Genomic DNA, 16,997 nt, shown 5'->3' on the forward strand with positions numbered 1-16,997 from the left:
CATCTTGTTCCTTAGCTTTGCGCGACTTTACGTGGGATAAACTCATTTGCCACCGCTTCGCCTTGCAGGTTAAGCGGCTGCGGTTGGGGAATCTGTGGGATGGCGACATCCAGATGTGGGAACAACAACTCGCCAACCCGATACGCTTCTTCCAGATGTGGATAGCCAGAAAGGACAAAACTGTCGATGCCAAGCGCGGCGTATTCGTTGATTCGCGCAGCGACTGTCGGCCCATCGCCCACCAGCGCCGTTCCGGCACCGCCGCGTACTAAGCCAACTCCCGCCCATAAATTGGGGCTGATCTCCAGATTGTCGCGCTTACCGTTATGCAGCGCCGCCATTCGTTGTTGACCGACTGAATCCGTCCGGGCAAATGCTTCTTGTGCTTTGGCAATCGTCTTATCATCAAGATGGGAGATTAACCGTTCGGCGGCCCGCCAGGCTTCGTCGTTGGTTTCGCGGACAATTACATGCAGACGAATACCGAAACGAATTTTGCGCCCATGCGCGGCAGCTTTTGCCCGCACTTGTTCTATCTTCTCTTTTACCCGCTCCGGCGGCTCGCCCCAGGTGAGATAGAGATCAACCTGTTCGGCAGCCAGATCCTGAGCGACGTCAGACGATCCGCCAAAGTAAAGTGGCGGATACGGCTGTTGAATCGGCGGGAAGAGCAGTTTTGCTCCGCGCACATGAATATGTTTACCGTTGAAATCGACGGTTTCTCCCTGCAATAAACGTCGCCAGACCTGAGTAAATTCCGCCGAGGCTTCGTAACGCTCGCTATGATCAAGGAACACGCCGTCGCCTGCCAGCTCTTGCGGATCGCTGCCTGTGACCAGGTTAAACAACGCGCGTCCATTAGAGAGGCGATCAAGCGTGGCAGCCTGGCGAGCGGCTACGGTAGGCGATGTCACACTTGGGCGTAGGGCGACGAGGAACTTAAGCCGTTGCGTCACCGGGATCATCGATGCCGCCACCAGCCACGCATCTTCGCAGGAACGGCCTGTTGGGATCAGCACGCCGGTATAGCCAAGACGATCCGCCGCTTGCGCAATCTGTTGCAGATACCCATGATCAACCGGGCGAGACCCTTCTTCCGTTCCCAGATAATGACCGTCACCGTGCGTGGGTAAAAACCAGAACATATTCAGACTCATAATTGTTTTCCTTCCAGTTGAGTGGGCTGCCAGATGCGTTGGCGGATATCGACTTTTTTCGGCACCAGACGATTTTCATAAAACAGGTCGGCAGTGTGTTGCTGTAAAGCGGCAACCTCGGCGTTCACGGGTTTGATGGTGGTAGGGGGACGATGGTCAAGATATGAGGCAATGACCGGCGCCGGTAAACCCATTGTTTTTGCCAACAGGGCGATGCTTTGTTCGCGCTGGCTATGGGTTAACGCATCGGCCTCGCTAAAGGTTGCCAGTACGCCCTGAATAAATGCGCCGTTTTTTTCTGCATACGGACGGGCTGCCAGATAAAACGATCCGGTTTGATTGAGATCGGTGCCATCTTTCAGCACCCGCACGCCGCCCTGCAATAACGCAGCGGAGTAGTAGGGATCCCAGATAGCCCAGGCGTCGACGTTACCCTGCTGGAATGCAGCGCGCGCATCGGCGGGCGTCAGATAGGTCGGCTGGATATCAGTGAAATTAAGCCCGGCTTGTTGCAGTGCGCGCAGTAAAAGGTTGTGCGAACTTGAACCTTTCTGAAACGCGACTTTGTGGCCCTTTAGTTCAGCCACAGTTTTGATCGGGCTGTTTTCGGGCACCAGAATCACTTCGGCTTTTGGTTTCGGTGGCTCGACACCGACGTAGACCAAATCAGCACCGGCGGCCTGAGCAAAAATTGGAGGAATGTCCCCCGTACTGCCCAGATCGATACTGCCGACGTTTAACGCCTCCAACATTTGCGGACCTGCGGGAAACTCCACCCACGAGATTTTGGTTTGCGGATAGCGTGTTTCCAGTAACTGGTGGCTTTTTGCCAGCACCATGCTGATGCTGCCTTTTTGATAACCTATCCGTAACGCTTCAGGAGAAGACTCCGCAGCAATCGTGAGCGTAGAGACGCTGAATAATCCCATCAGCACCAGTTTAAAAATATTACGCATGAGCGTTACCTCGCAGAGAGAGAAGGTCAGGAACCTGGACATCGCGGCGGTGCAGCGCCTGCCAGAAGGTATCGAGCGCGGTATCTAGACGGGATTGCAGATTCGGCGTGAATTGCGGCTTATGTTGGAAATCAAGAACTTGCGAGTCATCGGCAAATACGCCGTGTAGGATCTCCTGCGCTTTTAAGGCGCTTAGTACCGGTTTGAGGGCATAATCGACAGCCAGTAGATGAGCCACCGTGCCACCTGTCGCCAGCGGCAACACCACTTTTCCTTGTAGTGCGCGTTCTGGTAGCAGGTCGAGAAGCGTTTTCAGTGCGCCGGAATAGGCGGCTTTGTGGACGGGAGTGGCGACAATCAGCCCATCAGCCTCTTGCAACTGATCGGTGAAAGTCTTGAGTGCCGGACTATCGAAACGGGCATAAAGCAAATCTTCCGGGGCGAAGTTTTGCAGATTCCAGTGATAAACTTCCACATCCAGGCCATTCAATTTTTCCCGCGCATATTCCAGCAAAGAGCTGGAGCGAGAAGGAAAGCGAGGACTTCCTGCCAGGGTAATGACACGCATACTCTCTCCTTATAACCAATAGTTCTTGTTTTGTTAAAATTGATAACAATTCGGTCAGTCTGACAGAGAGAGCTTGTGAGTCGAAATGATTTATCTGATGAAGAAAAGCCAAAAAAAGCACAACAAGAAAACGTTTGCTATTTATTGCCACAGGTCAATTCCCTTTTGATCCGAACTCGCACATAATACGCACCCGGTTTGCACACCGGGAATCCAGGAGAGTTCATGTACTACCCCTTCGTTCGTAAAGCCCTTTTTCAGCTCGATCCTGAGCGCGCTCATGAGTTTACTTTTCAGCAATTACGTCGCATTACCGGAACGCCGTTTGAAGCACTTGTTCGACAGAACGTTCCAGCGAAACCGGTTAACTGCATGGGACTGACCTTTAAAAATCCGCTTGGTCTGGCTGCCGGTCTTGATAAAGACGGGGAGTGTATTGACGCTTTAGGCGCAATGGGATTTGGATCGATCGAGATCGGCACTGTCACCCCTCGCCCACAACCAGGAAATGACAAGCCACGTCTCTTCCGTCTGGTGGATGCTGAAGGTTTGATCAACCGTATGGGCTTTAATAACCTCGGCGTTGATAACCTCGTTGAGAACGTTAAAAAAGCACATTATGACGGCGTTCTGGGAATTAATATCGGTAAAAATAAAGATACACCGGTTGAGCAAGGCAAAGATGACTATCTGATTTGTATGGAAAAAATCTACGCCTATGCAGGATATATTGCCATCAATATTTCATCACCGAATACCCCAGGATTACGTACTCTGCAATATGGCGAAGCACTGGATGATTTATTAACGGCAATTAAAAATAAGCAAAATGATTTGCAAGCGATGCACCATAAATATGTGCCGATCGCAGTGAAGATCGCGCCGGATCTTTCTGAAGAAGAGTTGATCCAGGTTGCCGATAGTTTGGTACGTCATAATATTGATGGCGTTATTGCGACTAATACCACCCTCGATCGTTCTTTAGTTCAGGGAATGAAAAATTGCGATCAAACCGGTGGCTTAAGTGGTCGTCCGTTGCAATTAAAAAGCACAGAAATTATTCGCCGCTTGTCGCAGGAATTAAACGGTCGTTTACCGATCATTGGTGTTGGTGGTATTGACTCGGTTATTGCTGCCCGTGAGAAGATAGCAGCGGGGGCTTCACTGGTGCAAATTTATTCTGGTTTTATTTTTAAAGGACCGCCGCTGATTAAAGAAATCGTTACTCATATCTAATTATTTCTTTCACTTTCTCTTTATAAGATAATCAGGGCTTTATTTTCAGCCCTGGTTGTTTTATATTCATTCCTGTTACTTATTTAGACATTTTGTACTTTTCTTGTTGAGGTTATTAAGCAAAGCGACAATGGAATGTGTTGCAGTGAATTTATAGGGTAGAGGAGAGGCATATGCGAATTAAACCAGACGATAACTGGCGTTGGTATTACGATGAAGAGCATGATCGAATGATGCTTGATTTAGCCAATGGTATGCTGTTTCGCTCACGTTTTGCGCGTAAAATGTTGACGCCGGATGCTTTTTCTCCTGCGGGATTTTGCGTTGATGACGCCGCGCTCTATTTCACGTTTGAAGAAAAATGCCGAGACCTTAACTTATCAAAAGAACAAAAAGCTGAACTGGTGCTTAATGCACTGGTAGCGATTCGTTATCTCAAACCGCAAATGCCGAAAAGCTGGCATTTTGTTTCTCATGGCGAAATGTGGGCACCAGCGTCAGGTGATGCTGCCTGTGTCTGGTTAAGCGACACCAATGAGCAGGTCAATTTACTGGTTATTGAATCTGGCGAAAATGCCGCACTGTGCCTGCTGGCACAGCCTTGCGTCGTCATCGCCGGGCGCGCCATGCAACTGGGTGACGCCATCAAAATTATGAATGACAGGCTGAGACCGCATGTGAGTTATGACAGCGTCAGCCTTGAACAAGCCGTTTAACTTTTCAGTTTCAATGCAGTCTTCGGTACGCAACTACAGCAAAGAATTGTTCCATCGTCGCTCATAGCTGATTTTTTCAGCGGGGTGACTTCGCCTTCGAGAAGCTGAACACGACAACTTCCGCATATGCCGGCACGGCAAGAATAGGGAATACGAATCCCTTGATTTTCTAATTGTTCCAGCAGTACCTGTTGGTTATTACCGCGAAATGCCCGCCCTTGCCAGTTGATGTCAACATTCGCGTTTGGTTGTTGTGTCGCGGAGAAAGTATCGTCGGCTGCGGCCGCACCGTAGACTTTTGCCGGTGCTGTCGCCAGGATTTCCACCTCATCGCCAACACGGATAACACCACTGTTACGGGCAATTAAGTTTTGACCGAAATCGACATCGCCGTTATCCTGGGCTGTACGGAAAGATTGCAGCGTTTTTAATGGTTCGCCAGCCGGATGCTTTTGCCCTTTTTCCGGGCTAACGGTGGTGAAAATACAACGGCTACAAGGTTTCACCACATCGAACACCACATCGCCAATACGAATCACTTTCCAGGTGTCTTCTTCCCACGCGGCTACGCCAGAAACAACCAGATTGGGGCGGAATTGTTCCATTTTGACGCTTGCCGGACAGCGTTGTTGGAGATCGCGCAATGAAGCTTCATTGACGAGCAGATACGGATAGCCATCAGCGAATGACAGGGGTACAGTGTTGTGGCGTTTTACGCGCCGCGTCATCTGTGGCCCCACCCAGCGCAATTGCACGTCGCGGGAGAAAAATCCGCTTAACCATTTGTTTATCTCATCTGGCGCAATGCGCGCAGTAAAATGGTTACCCCACACTTCCGTTGGTGCGTCCTGTTCGGCGAAATCGGCAAAGCGTACCCACGCACTACTACCATCGGGCGCAGTGAGATGCAGACCGTCATGAACGGGAGATGGGGTAAAGCGCACCATCTGTGGAAACTGACGGGCGGTAATAAATGTACCGTCGGGTTCTGTCAGCATAAAAATGCGATCGAAGGCCAGCCCGCTGATATCTGCAAGAGCGTGTGTCAGACCGATGCCACGCATGGATTTAACAGGATGAATAAAAAGCCGGGTTAATGTCGCCACGGTGCGGTCCCCAAATGAAAATAAGCCCTCAACTTTATGACATGACGGACTTATTAGCTATAATGCGCAACAATTTTCTTAGAGTAAAAGTGACGATATGAATTCTCTGTTTGCCAGTACGGCCCGTGGGCTGGAAGAGCTGTTAAAAACTGAACTGGAAAACCTGGGGGCCGTTGAATGCCAGGTGGTTCAGGGTGGGGTCCATTTCAAGGGCGACACGCGGCTTGTATACCAGAGCCTGATGTGGAGCCGCCTGGCCTCGCGTATTATGTTGCCGCTGGGCGAGTGTAAGGTTTACAGTGATTTAGACCTCTATCTCGGCGTTCAGGCGATCAACTGGACAGAGATGTTTAATCCTGGCGCGACCTTTGCTGTCCACTTTAGTGGTCTGAATGACACTATCCGCAACAGCCAGTATGGCGCGATGAAAGTTAAAGACGCAATTGTTGATGCTTTCACGCGTAAAAATCTGCCGCGACCAAATGTTGATCGCGATGCGCCGGATATTCGCGTTAACGTCTGGCTGCATAAAGAAACCGCCAGTATCGCTCTCGACTTAAGTGGTGATGGTTTGCATCTGCGTGGTTATCGTGACCGTGCCGGTATTGCGCCAATCAAAGAAACACTGGCGGCAGCCATTGTGATGCGATCTGGCTGGCAGCCAGGAACACCACTGCTCGACCCGATGTGTGGTTCCGGTACGTTGCTGATTGAAGCCGCGATGCTGGCGACCGACCGCGCGCCGGGCTTGCACCGTGGGCGTTGGGGATTTAGCGGCTGGGCGCAGCACGACGAAGCCATCTGGCAGGAAGTGAAAGCGGAAGCACAAACTCGCGCCCGTAAAGGTCTGGCAGAATACAGCTCTCATTTCTACGGTTCCGACAGCGATGCGCGGGTGATTCAACGTGCGCGTACTAACGCCCGCCTGGCGGGGATTGGCGAACTGATCACTTTTGAGGTGAAAGATGTCGCGCAACTGACCAATCCGCTACCAAAAGGACCGTATGGCACCGTACTGAGCAACCCGCCATACGGTGAGCGTCTGGACAGCGAACCGGCGCTGATTGCGCTGCATAGCCTGCTGGGCCGAATCATGAAAAACCAGTTCGGTGGCTGGAATCTCTCTTTATTCAGCGCCTCGCCGGATTTGTTAAGTTGTCTGCAATTGCGCGCAGACAAACAGTACAAGGCGAAAAATGGCCCGCTGGACTGCGTGCAGAAAAACTACCACGTTGCCGAAAGTACCCCGGACAGCAAACCGGCGATGGTGGCGGAAGATTACGCCAACCGTCTGCGTAAGAACCTGAAGAAATTCGAAAAATGGGCGCGGCAGGAAGGGATTGAATGTTACCGCCTGTATGACGCCGATTTGCCAGAATACAACGTCGCTGTTGACCGCTACGCCGACTGGGTGGTCGTGCAGGAGTACGCGCCGCCGAAGACCATCGATGCGCACAAAGCGCGTCAACGTTTGTTCGATATTATCGCTGCGACCATTTCGGTACTGGGGATTGCGCCAAACAAACTGGTGCTGAAAACCCGTGAACGCCAGAAGGGCAAAAATCAGTATCAGAAACTGGGCGAGAAGGGCGAGTTTCTTGAAGTCACCGAATATAACGCGCACCTGTGGGTGAACCTGACGGATTACCTTGATACGGGTTTGTTCCTCGATCACCGTATCGCCCGTCGTATGCTCGGTCAGATGAGTAAAGGCAAAGATTTCCTCAACCTGTTCTCTTATACCGGCAGCGCCACCGTGCATGCGGGATTAGGCGGCGCGCGCAGCACCACCACGGTGGATATGTCGCGTACTTATCTGGAGTGGGCAGAACGCAACCTGCGTCTGAATGGCTTAACCGGCCGTGCGCATCGCCTGATTCAGGCCGATTGTCTGGCGTGGTTGCGTGAAGCTAATGAACAGTTCGATCTGATTTTTATCGATCCGCCAACCTTCTCTAACTCAAAACGAATGGAAGATGCGTTTGATGTTCAGCGCGATCATCTGGCGCTGATGAAAGATCTGAAGCGTCTGCTGCGTGCTGGCGGGACTATCATGTTCTCGAACAACAAGCGTGGCTTCCGTATGGATCTTGACGGACTGGCAAAACTGGGACTGAAAGCACAAGAAATTACGCAAAAAACGCTCTCCCAGGATTTCGCCCGTAACCGCCAGATCCACAACTGCTGGCTGATTACCGCAGCCTGAAAGGAATAGTAATGTCATTAATCAGTATGCATGGCGCATGGCTGTCGTTCAGCGACGCGCCGCTTCTCGATAACGCAGAACTGCATATCGAAGATAACGAACGTGTTTGTCTGGTGGGCCGTAACGGCGCAGGCAAATCGACGTTAATGAAAATCCTCAACCGTGAACAGGGGCTGGATGACGGTCGGATAATCTATGAGCAAGATTTGATCGTTGCGCGTTTGCAACAAGATCCGCCGCGTAACGTTGAGGGCAGCGTTTATGATTTCGTTGCCGAAGGCATCGAAGAACAGGCGGAATACCTGAAACGCTATCACGATATTTCGCGCCTGGTGATGAATGACCCGAGCGAGAAAAATCTCAATGAACTGGCGAAAGTCCAGGAGCAGCTTGATCACCATAATCTGTGGCAACTGGAAAACCGCATCAACGAAGTATTGGCACAGCTGGGATTAGACCCCAATGCTGCGCTGTCGTCACTTTCCGGCGGTTGGTTGCGTAAAGCGGCGTTGGGACGCGCGTTGGTGAGCAATCCGCGCGTGTTACTGCTCGACGAACCGACTAACCACCTGGATATCGAAACCATCGACTGGCTGGAAGGGTTCCTTAAAACCTTCAATGGGACGATTATTTTCATCTCCCACGACCGTTCGTTTATTCGCAATATGGCGACGCGCATTGTTGATCTCGATCGCGGCAAGCTGGTGACCTATCCAGGGAATTACGACCAGTACCTGCTGGAAAAAGAAGAAGCCCTGCGCGTGGAAGAGCTGCAAAACGCCGAGTTCGACCGCAAACTGGCGCAGGAAGAGGTGTGGATCCGTCAGGGGATCAAAGCGCGTCGTACCCGTAACGAAGGTCGCGTGCGTGCATTGAAAGCGATGCGTCGTGAACGTAGCCAACGCCGGGAGGTAATGGGTACGGCGAAGATGCAGGTCGAAGAAGCCAGCCGCTCCGGTAAAATAGTCTTTGAAATGGAAGATGTTTGCTATCAGGTTGAGGGCAAACAACTGGTGAAAGACTTTTCCGCTCAGGTACAACGTGGCGACAAAATTGCGCTGATTGGCCCGAATGGCTGCGGTAAAACCACGCTGTTAAAACTGATGCTGGGGCAACTTCAGCCAGACAGCGGACGTATTCACGTTGGCACCAAACTTGAAGTGGCTTATTTCGATCAGCACCGCGCGGAACTGGATCCCGATAAAACGGTGATGGATAACCTTGCCGAAGGTAAGCAAGAGGTGATGGTTAACGGTAAACCACGCCACGTGCTGGGTTATTTGCAGGACTTCCTGTTCCATCCGAAACGGGCGATGACGCCGGTACGTGCGCTTTCTGGCGGGGAACGTAACCGTCTGCTGTTAGCACGTTTGTTCCTTAAGCCAAGCAATTTACTGATCCTCGACGAACCGACCAACGACCTTGACGTCGAAACGCTCGAACTGCTTGAAGAGCTAATCGACAGCTACCAGGGGACGGTGTTGTTAGTAAGCCACGATCGTCAGTTTGTCGATAACACTGTGACAGAATGCTGGATCTTTGAAGGCGGCGGCAAAATTGGTCGTTATGTTGGCGGTTATCATGATGCCCGTGGTCAGCAAGAACAGTATGTGGCGCTTAAACAGCCGGTGGTGAAAAAAACCGAAGAAGCGGCAGCGCCAAAAGCAGAAACTGTAAAACGCAACACTAGCAAACTAAGCTATAAATTGCAGCGCGAACTGGAACAGCTTCCGCAATTGCTTGAAGATCTGGAAGCGAAGCTGGAAGCCTTACAGGCGCAGGTGGCGGATGCCTCCTTCTTCAGCCAGTCTCATGAACATACGCAAAAAGTGCTCGCTGATCTGGCTGCTGCGGAGCAGGAGCTGGAGCAGGCTTTTGAACGCTGGGAGTATCTTGAAGCGTTAAAAAATGGTGGCTGATCGCAAAACAGTTGATTGATATAGAGGCTGATGACAAAGGTAAAATTGCCTGATGCGCTACGCTTATCAGGCATGGGGGAAATCATTTGTATTCTCTCAGACCGGTAAAGGCACCAATGCTGCATCCGGCATGAAAAAAGGACACTTTGTCAGCAATCTGTAGAATAGCGCATCATTAAGGAGTACCAATGTGCGAACATCATCATGCCGCGAAGCATATCTTGTGCTCGCAGTGTGACATGCTGGTGGCATTACCCCACCTTGAGCATGGTCAGAAAGCGGCATGTCCTCGGTGTGGCACAACGTTAACCGTTGCGTGGGACGCGCCCCGGCAGCGTCCTACCGCCTATGCGTTGGCCGCACTTTTCATGCTGTTGCTGTCCAACTTATTCCCTTTTGTGAATATGAACGTCGCAGGAGTTACCAGTGAAATTACATTACTGGAAATTCCGGGCGTGCTGTTTTCTGAGGACTACGCCAGCCTCGGCACTTTTTTCTTGTTGTTTGTGCAACTGGTTCCTGCATTTTGCCTGGTTACCATACTGCTTCTGGTGAATCGCGCTGAATTACCGGTACGTCTGAAAGAGCAACTGGCACGGGTGCTCTTTCAACTCAAAACCTGGGGAATGGCAGAGATTTTCCTCGCGGGTGTGCTGGTCAGTTTCGTCAAACTGATGGCCTACGGCAGTATTGGTGTGGGCAGCAGTTTTCTCCCCTGGTGTTTATTTTGTGTGCTGCAACTGCGCGCCTTCCAGTGCGTTGATCGTCGCTGGTTGTGGGATGATATCGCGCCGATGCCAGAGCTACTTAAGCCGTTAAAACCGGGCATTACGGGTATCCGACAAGGATTGCGCTCTTGCTCTTGCTGTACGGCGATCCTTCCCGCCGATGAAACGGTGTGTCCGCGTTGCGGTACGAAAGGATACGTTCGGCGCAGAAATAGCCTGCAATGGACGCTGGCGCTGCTTGTTACGTCCATCATGCTGTATCTCCCGGCTAATCTTTTACCCATCATGGTGACTGATTTATTAGGCTCTAAGATGCCGTCAACGATTCTCGCCGGGGTCATCCTGTTGTGGAGTGAAGGCTCTTATCCTGTAGCTGCAGTTATCTTTTTAGCCAGTATCATGGTGCCAACGTTAAAGATGATCGCCATCGCATGGTTGTGCTGGGATGCCAAAGGGCACGGCAAGCGTGACAGCGAAAGAATGCATTTGATTTATGAAGTTGTTGAGTTTGTAGGCCGCTGGTCGATGATTGACGTTTTCGTGATTGCGGTGCTCTCGGCGCTGGTGCGTATGGGAGGTTTAATGAGTATTTATCCTGCAATGGGTGCGTTAATGTTTGCTTTAGTCGTCATAATGACAATGTTTTCTGCAATGACGTTTGATCCACGCTTGTCGTGGGATCGTCAACCTGAATCAGTGCATGAGGAGTCCTGACAGTATGGAATCTAATAATGGGGAAGCCAAAATCCAGAAAGTGAAGAACTGGTCTCCCGTGTGGATATTTCCTATCGTCACGGCGCTTATAGGGGCGTGGGTTCTTTTTTATCATTACAGCCATCAGGGACCGGAAGTTACCCTGATCACCGCGAATGCGGAAGGGATTGAGGGCGGCAAGACTACCATTAAAAGCCGTAGTGTTGACGTCGGCGTGGTCGAGAGCGCAACGCTAGCCGATGATTTGACGCACGTTGAAATCAAAGCGCGCCTGAACGCCGGTATGGAGAAGCTGCTGCATAAAGATACCGTCTTCTGGGTGGTAAAACCGCAGATAGGTCGAGAAGGTATTAGCGGCCTGGGCACACTGCTTTCCGGTGTGTATATCGAACTGCAACCGGGGGCGAAAGGCAGCAAACAGGCAAGTTATGATTTGCTCGATTCGCCACCGCTGGCACCGCCTGATGCGAAAGGTATTCGTGTGATTCTTGATAGCAAAAAAGCCGGACAACTCTCGCCGGGAGATCCGGTGCTGTTCCGTGGCTATCGGGTAGGTTCGGTTGAAACCAGCACCTTCGATACGCAAAAACGCAATATCAGCTATCAACTGTTTATCAATGCACCTTATGACCGGTTGGTGACCGGCAATGTTCGCTTCTGGAAAGATAGTGGCATTGCGGTTGATCTGACGTCAGCGGGAATGCGCGTAGAGATGGGATCGTTGACAACGCTACTCAGCGGCGGCGTCAGTTTTGACGTGCCTGAAGGTCTGGATTTAGGGCAGCCTGTTGCGCCGAAAACCGCATTCGTTTTGTATGACGACCAGAAGAGCATTCAGGATTCGCTATACACCGATCACATTGACTATCTGATGTTCTTTAAAGATTCGGTACGTGGCCTGCAGCCTGGCGCTCCGGTAGAATTCCGGGGTATTCGCCTGGGTACAGTAAGTAAAGTACCTTTCTTTGCGCCGAATATGCGTCAGACATTTAATGATGATTACCGTATTCCGGTACTCATTCGCATTGAACCGGAACGGCTGAAAATGCAGCTTGGCGAAAATGCGGATGTCGTTAAGCACCTTGGAGAGTTGTTGAAACGTGGCTTGCGCGGATCGCTGAAGACCGGAAATCTGGTCACTGGTGCGCTCTATGTTGATCTCGATTTCTATCCAAATACGCCAGCGATAACCGGTATTCGTGAATTTAATGGTTATCAGATTATCCCGACCGTTAGCGGCGGTCTGGCGCAAATCCAGCAACGTCTGATGGAAGCATTAGATAAGATCAACAAGCTGCCGTTGAATCCGATGATTGAGCAGGCGACCAGTACGCTGTCTGAAAGCCAGCGCACGATGAAAAACCTGCAAACGACGCTGGATAGTATGAACAAGATCCTCGCCAGCCAGTCGATGCAGCAGTTGCCAACGGATATGCAGTCAACGTTGCGTGAGCTGAATCGCAGTATGCAGGGCTTCCAGCCAGGCTCCGCAGCCTACAACAAGATGGTAGCGGATATGCAGCGGCTTGATCAGGTGTTGCGTGAACTGCAACCGGTGCTGAAAACGCTTAACGAGAAGAGTAACGCGCTGGTATTTGAAGCGAAGGACAAAAAAGATCCAGAGCCGAAGAGGGCGAAACAATGAAAAAGTGGCTAGTGACGATTGCGGCACTGTGGCTGGCCGGATGCAGCTCCGGCGAGATCAATAAAAACTATTACCAGTTACCTGTTGTGCAGAGCGGTACGCAAAGTACCGCCAGCCAGGGCAATCGCCTGTTATGGGTAGAGCAAGTCGTTGTTCCAGACTATCTGGCGGGGAATGGGGTGGTTTATCAGACCAGTGATGTGAAGTATGTGATTGCCAACAACAACCTGTGGGCCAGCCCGTTGGATCAACAGTTGCGCAACACCCTGGTGGCGAATCTGAGTACGCAACTCCCCGGTTGGGTGGTTGCCTCCCAGCCTCTGGGAAGCGCACAGGACACGCTCAACGTAACCGTAACGGAGTTTAACGGTCGCTATGATGGCAAGGTCATTGTCAGCGGCGAGTGGTTGTTGAATCACCAGGGACAATTGATCAAACGACCGTTCCGTCTGGAAGGGGTGCAAAATCAGGATGGCTACGATGAAATGGTCAAAGTGCTGGCCAGTGTCTGGAGTCAGGAAGCCGCTGCTATTGCGCAAGAGATAAAGCGTCTACCTTAATTATAAATATTTGTAAATATAACCGTCTCCGGCGTGTAGCCTGAGGCGGTTTTTTTGTTTAATTCACCGAGAAAAACTTGTTCCGCTTCACATTTTTTGTACAACCAACATGCCCGTGTGGCTCACAAATATGACAGTGGCGTGAATTTTGCGCATTGACGGCAGTTATGATTCGCGGTATTGCTTAACTGTGATTGCACATTTAGTAATCACTGTTTTCTTTTCCACCAGAAACCAGTATGAGGGAAACGAGGCATGAAGAGACAAAAACGAGATCGCCTGGAACGGGCACATCAACGTGGTTATCAGGCCGGCATCGCCGGACGCTCAAAAGAAATGTGTCCCTATCAGACGCTGAATCAAAGGTCACAATGGCTGGGAGGCTGGCGAGAAGCCATGGCGGACAGGGTAGTAATGGCCTGATTCTGTCTCTTTAAAAAGAAACCTCCGCAATGCGGAGGTTTCGCCTTTAATATGTAGCCTGGTTTAAATCAGAATGCAGAAGTATCCTGGAACAGACCGACTTTCAGGTCGCTGGCGGTGTAGATCAGACGACCATCTACCAGTACTTCGCCGTCTGCCAGACCCATGATCAAGCGACGGTTAACAATGCGTTTAAAGTGAATACGGTAGGTCACTTTTTTCGCGGTAGGTAGAACCTGACCAGTGAACTTCACTTCGCCTACACCCAGTGCGCGGCCTTTACCTTCGCCACCCAGCCAGCCAAGGTAGAACCCTACCAGCTGCCACATCGCATCCAGACCCAGACATCCCGGCATTACCGGATCGCCGATGAAGTGGCAGCCGAAGAACCATAGGTCTGGATTGATATCCAGTTCTGCTTCGACATAGCCTTTGTCGAAGTTACCACCGGTCTCGGTCATTTTGACCACTCGATCCATCATCAGCATGTTTGGTGCTGGCAATTGCGGGCCTTTAGCGCCAAACAGTTCTCCGCGACCAGAGGCAAGAAGGTCTTCTTTTGTATAGGATTCGCGTTTATCTACCATGTTCTCTGTAAGCCTTATTTTAGTGAAGCACGCAGGATAGCTAACACGTGTACGCTGAACAAGTCCGATCAGTTCGGAATAAACCAGTTCAGCCAACGTAATGGCCATGGAAAACGGTGACGTCCTTCCTGTTGCGATGCTTGCGCAATACGTTCCTGGATAGTTTGCATCAGCGTTGTCTGGCCTTCACCATCCCACACAAGATTTAATAATAAAGGCAGTGCGTCAGTCACATCGTCTACTGCCCAGATGGTGAATTTGCCTTCCTCTACCGCTTTCACCAGTTCACTGTGAAGACTTAAATGGCGAACGTTAGCGGTGGGGATAATGACACCTTGTTTCCCCGTTAACTCACGTTGCTGACAAATAGCAAAGAAGCCTTCGATTTTCTCATTCAAACCACCGACCGGCTGGGCGCGACCGAACTGATCGACTGAACCTGTGATAGCGATACTCTGATTCACCGGCACATCGGCAAGGGCACTTATCAGGGCGCAGAGTTCCGCCATCGAGGCGCTATCGCCGTCCACTTCGCTATATGACTGCTCAAACGTCAGCGATGCTGAGAAAGGGATCTGTTGCTCAAGCTGAAGCTCCGACATCAGGAACGCCTGCATGATCATCATCCCTTTAGCGTGTATGTTGCCGCCAAGCTCGGCCTTGCGTTCGATATCGGTAAATTCGCCATCACCAATATGCACAACGCAGCTAATGCGAGAAGGTTCGCCAAAAGCGCGCGGATGGCCCGGAAATTCAATGACCGAAAGGGCATTGATTTGCCCGATGCGTTCGCCTTCGGTTTCAATCAGGATCTGCTCCTGAAGGATCTCATCCTGCATTCGTTCGGCAAGGAAGCCTTCGCGCCATTCCCGTTGTTGTAGCATTAAGTTTAGCTGCTCGCCGGTAAAGCTATCGCCTTCGCACAAGGATGCGACCTCTTTACACTGGCGGAGGATCCACTGCGGGCTAAGCGGCAGTGTTTCTTGTTCACCGGTGTAGCGTGCTGCTTCGCGGATAAGTACCGGCCAGGCATCCGCTCCCGGTGCAGGTAATTGGTTATGTCTGGCGGTAAATGTCACCCAGCGACACCACTGGTTTACTGACTCCGCATCGACAATCTGCAGAGTATCTTCAAATTCGCTATAAATAGCCTGCTCAGAAAGCTCTGGCTCCATCTCCTGGAAATCAGCCAATGATTCGCGTTCGCCTACCAGAATGACTTTCAGCTTCAGTGGCATCGAAGGCACAGAGACGGGGAGAGGGCGCGACTCATCAAACGCTACCCAGTCAAAACGCTCGCGGTTAACGATGTTTTTCAGCCGCATCCACAGCAGAGGTTGCGCCAGCAGAGTACGCAAAGAGATGATGAGAATACCGCCATTTGCCTGATGCACCAGGCCTGGCTGCAAGGTAATGTCGCCATTAAACTGGCGCAGGCAGCCAAAGAGTTGTTCCGCTTCTACCCAGTCGGCAGCGACAACCTGCGTTAAAGTCGCAAAATTATCATCTACGCTCACTGCGTTACTTAAGCGAATGGTGTGGCCGGAAACCTCATAGTGACCACCCACCAGTTGGCCTGCATCGCTTTGTAGCGCACGTGCGGCATCGGCAATAAGATTCAGATACTCAGACTCTTCCGGGGCCTTTGCCAGCATAAAAGAGGAGGATGCTCGCGTATGCAGCAGCTGCTCCAGCGCAAATTGCAGTCGCGGTTGAGTATCACTGAATAAAGGATCGTTTTCGTCAATCAAATGTGGCTGAGCAAATATTTCCTGATAGCTATCGGTATCAGGAACCAGGTCACGCCATGCAAGTTTCGTAATGGTCAAAGTTGATGTTTTTTAGTCTGTTGTCAAAGCCGCGATTATACCGTAACCGGCACTGCAGCACACGTAGAAAGCACCGACAATACTCCTTGCATGGGCGTTAAAGCTCACAGGATGGAGATTCTTTTCATCACACAGTTAAAAAACTGATATTCTGTAAAGAGTTACACGGTAACATTGAGATCGCTATGAAATATCAACAACTTGAAAATCTGGAAAGCGGTTGGAAATGGAAGTATCTGGTGAAGAAACACCGTGAAGGGGAGCTAATTACCCGTTACGTAGAAGCCAGTGCCGCCCAGGAAGCCGTTGACGTGTTGCTATCGCTGGAAAATGAACCCGTGCTGGTAAATGGCTGGATTGACAAGCATATGAATCCAGAGCTGGTCAATCGCATGAAGCAGACTATTCGAGCCAGACGGAAACGCCATTTTAATGCGGAACATCAGTACACGCGTAAGAAATCAATCGATCTGGAATTTATTGTCTGGCAACGGCTGGCTGGTCTTGCACAGCGGCGCGGTAAAACACTTTCCGAAACGATTGTCCAGCTGATAGAAGATGCGGAAAACAAAGAGAAATATGCAAATAAAATGTCTTCTTTGAAGCAGGATTTGCAGGCTTTACTCGGAAAGGAATAACTTGCCAGG

The 16,997-nt window shown here is 50.9% G+C and carries 15 protein-coding genes; 9 read left to right on the plus strand and 6 right to left on the minus strand.

Annotated features, from left to right (window positions below):
- Positions 1–11 precede the first annotated feature (11 nt).
- From ssuD to ssuE, 3 genes are read right to left on the minus strand one after another with little or no spacing between them, the layout of a single operon-like run.
- Positions 12–1,157 (minus strand): FMNH2-dependent alkanesulfonate monooxygenase, encoded by a 1,146-nt coding sequence (gene ssuD, locus A7Z29_RS00380; protein ID WP_000056005.1) that lies wholly within the window; start codon positions 1,155–1,157, stop codon positions 12–14.
- A complete protein-coding gene (ssuA, locus tag A7Z29_RS00385; RefSeq protein WP_001244251.1) occupies positions 1,154–2,113 on the minus strand; it encodes an aliphatic sulfonate ABC transporter substrate-binding protein SsuA in 960 nt (319 codons plus the stop codon). The genes ssuD and ssuA overlap by 4 nt, the downstream gene beginning before the upstream one ends.
- The gene (gene ssuE / locus A7Z29_RS00390) at positions 2,106–2,681 is read right to left on the minus strand and encodes an NADPH-dependent FMN reductase (protein ID WP_105289664.1); all 576 of its coding nucleotides are present in this window, start codon (positions 2,679–2,681) and stop codon (positions 2,106–2,108) included. Before ssuE ends, ssuA begins: the two co-directional genes overlap by 8 nt.
- A 225-nt stretch (positions 2,682–2,906) precedes the next feature.
- Between ssuE and pyrD the strand changes: the two genes are divergently transcribed.
- A complete protein-coding gene (gene pyrD, locus A7Z29_RS00400; protein WP_010344456.1) occupies positions 2,907–3,917 on the plus strand; it encodes a quinone-dependent dihydroorotate dehydrogenase in 1,011 nt (336 codons plus the stop codon).
- Between the two features lie 173 nt (positions 3,918–4,090).
- Complete coding sequence (zapC, locus tag A7Z29_RS00405) at positions 4,091–4,633, plus strand: cell division protein ZapC (RefSeq protein WP_001220665.1); 543 nt, start codon at positions 4,091–4,093, stop codon at positions 4,631–4,633.
- Here the strand turns inward: zapC and ycbX are convergent.
- Positions 4,630–5,739 carry a 6-N-hydroxylaminopurine resistance protein YcbX gene (gene ycbX / locus A7Z29_RS00410; RefSeq protein WP_000224255.1) on the minus strand — a complete coding sequence of 370 codons (1,110 nt, stop codon included), beginning with the start codon at positions 5,737–5,739 and terminating at the stop codon, positions 4,630–4,632. The two genes, zapC and ycbX, sit on opposite strands and share 4 nt — an antisense overlap.
- A 97-nt stretch (positions 5,740–5,836) precedes the next feature.
- Here ycbX and rlmKL point away from each other — a divergent pair, with 97 nt between their 5' ends.
- The 6 genes from rlmKL to rmf all read left to right on the plus strand — a co-directional run bounded on the left by rlmKL (position 5,837) and on the right by rmf (position 13,934).
- Positions 5,837–7,945, plus strand: coding sequence for a bifunctional 23S rRNA (guanine(2069)-N(7))-methyltransferase RlmK/23S rRNA (guanine(2445)-N(2))-methyltransferase RlmL (rlmKL, locus tag A7Z29_RS00415; RefSeq protein WP_001086527.1), 2,109 nt, complete (start codon positions 5,837–5,839; stop codon positions 7,943–7,945).
- Positions 7,946–7,956: 11 nt separating this feature from the next.
- Positions 7,957–9,864, plus strand: coding sequence for an ABC transporter ATP-binding protein (locus A7Z29_RS00420; RefSeq protein WP_000053066.1), 1,908 nt, complete (start codon positions 7,957–7,959; stop codon positions 9,862–9,864).
- 188 nt (positions 9,865–10,052) lie between these two features.
- Positions 10,053–11,306 carry a membrane integrity-associated transporter subunit PqiA gene (pqiA, locus tag A7Z29_RS00425; protein ID WP_105289665.1) on the plus strand — a complete coding sequence of 418 codons (1,254 nt, stop codon included), beginning with the start codon at positions 10,053–10,055 and terminating at the stop codon, positions 11,304–11,306.
- 4 nt (positions 11,307–11,310) lie between these two features.
- The gene (pqiB, locus tag A7Z29_RS00430; RefSeq protein WP_000445527.1) at positions 11,311–12,951 is read left to right on the plus strand and encodes an intermembrane transport protein PqiB; all 1,641 of its coding nucleotides are present in this window, start codon (positions 11,311–11,313) and stop codon (positions 12,949–12,951) included.
- On the plus strand, positions 12,948–13,511 hold the full coding sequence (pqiC, locus tag A7Z29_RS00435) for a membrane integrity-associated transporter subunit PqiC (protein WP_000759125.1): 564 nt from the start codon (positions 12,948–12,950) through the stop codon (positions 13,509–13,511). The genes pqiB and pqiC overlap by 4 nt, the downstream gene beginning before the upstream one ends.
- A 255-nt stretch (positions 13,512–13,766) precedes the next feature.
- Positions 13,767–13,934 (plus strand): ribosome modulation factor, encoded by a 168-nt coding sequence (rmf, locus tag A7Z29_RS00440; RefSeq protein ID WP_000828648.1) that lies wholly within the window; start codon positions 13,767–13,769, stop codon positions 13,932–13,934.
- Between the two features lie 68 nt (positions 13,935–14,002).
- On the opposite strand, the gene fabA is transcribed toward rmf, so the two are convergent.
- Together fabA and A7Z29_RS00450 are read right to left on the minus strand one after the other, a co-directional pair.
- Positions 14,003–14,521, minus strand: a complete 519-nt coding sequence (fabA, locus tag A7Z29_RS00445) for a bifunctional 3-hydroxydecanoyl-ACP dehydratase/trans-2-decenoyl-ACP isomerase (protein ID WP_000227927.1) — start codon at positions 14,519–14,521, stop codon at positions 14,003–14,005.
- A 68-nt stretch (positions 14,522–14,589) separates the two neighbouring features.
- Positions 14,590–16,350 (minus strand): AAA family ATPase, encoded by a 1,761-nt coding sequence (locus tag A7Z29_RS00450; RefSeq protein WP_105289666.1) that lies wholly within the window; start codon positions 16,348–16,350, stop codon positions 14,590–14,592.
- 185 nt (positions 16,351–16,535) lie between these two features.
- On the opposite strand from A7Z29_RS00450, the gene matP reads away from it, so the two are divergent.
- Positions 16,536–16,988, plus strand: coding sequence for a macrodomain Ter protein MatP (matP, locus tag A7Z29_RS00455; protein WP_000877169.1), 453 nt, complete (start codon positions 16,536–16,538; stop codon positions 16,986–16,988).
- Positions 16,989–16,997: the final 9 nt, after the last annotated feature.

The organism is Escherichia sp. MOD1-EC6842 (genome assembly GCF_002965705.1).
GTDB lineage: Bacteria > Pseudomonadota > Gammaproteobacteria > Enterobacterales > Enterobacteriaceae > Escherichia > Escherichia ruysiae.

Excerpts from the sequence above, each read along its gene's own strand:
- pqiB (WP_000445527.1), top strand. The coding sequence starts at position 11,311 with ATGGAATCTAATAATGGGGAAGCCAAAATCCAGAAAGTGAAGAACTGG.
- rlmKL (WP_001086527.1), top strand. The coding sequence starts at position 5,837 with ATGAATTCTCTGTTTGCCAGTACGGCCCGTGGGCTGGAAGAGCTGTTA.
- pyrD (WP_010344456.1), top strand. The coding sequence starts at position 2,907 with ATGTACTACCCCTTCGTTCGTAAAGCCCTTTTTCAGCTCGATCCTGAG.
- pqiC (WP_000759125.1), top strand. The coding sequence starts at position 12,948 with ATGAAAAAGTGGCTAGTGACGATTGCGGCACTGTGGCTGGCCGGATGC.
- ssuE (WP_105289664.1), bottom strand. The coding sequence starts at position 2,681 with ATGCGTGTCATTACCCTGGCAGGAAGTCCTCGCTTTCCTTCTCGCTCC.
- zapC (WP_001220665.1), top strand. The coding sequence starts at position 4,091 with ATGCGAATTAAACCAGACGATAACTGGCGTTGGTATTACGATGAAGAG.
- ssuD (WP_000056005.1), bottom strand. The coding sequence starts at position 1,157 with ATGAGTCTGAATATGTTCTGGTTTTTACCCACGCACGGTGACGGTCAT.
- fabA (WP_000227927.1), bottom strand. The coding sequence starts at position 14,521 with ATGGTAGATAAACGCGAATCCTATACAAAAGAAGACCTTCTTGCCTCT.
- ssuA (WP_001244251.1), bottom strand. The coding sequence starts at position 2,113 with ATGCGTAATATTTTTAAACTGGTGCTGATGGGATTATTCAGCGTCTCT.
- pqiA (WP_105289665.1), top strand. The coding sequence starts at position 10,053 with ATGTGCGAACATCATCATGCCGCGAAGCATATCTTGTGCTCGCAGTGT.
- matP (WP_000877169.1), top strand. The coding sequence starts at position 16,536 with ATGAAATATCAACAACTTGAAAATCTGGAAAGCGGTTGGAAATGGAAG.
- rmf (WP_000828648.1), top strand. The coding sequence starts at position 13,767 with ATGAAGAGACAAAAACGAGATCGCCTGGAACGGGCACATCAACGTGGT.
- A7Z29_RS00420 (WP_000053066.1), top strand. The coding sequence starts at position 7,957 with ATGTCATTAATCAGTATGCATGGCGCATGGCTGTCGTTCAGCGACGCG.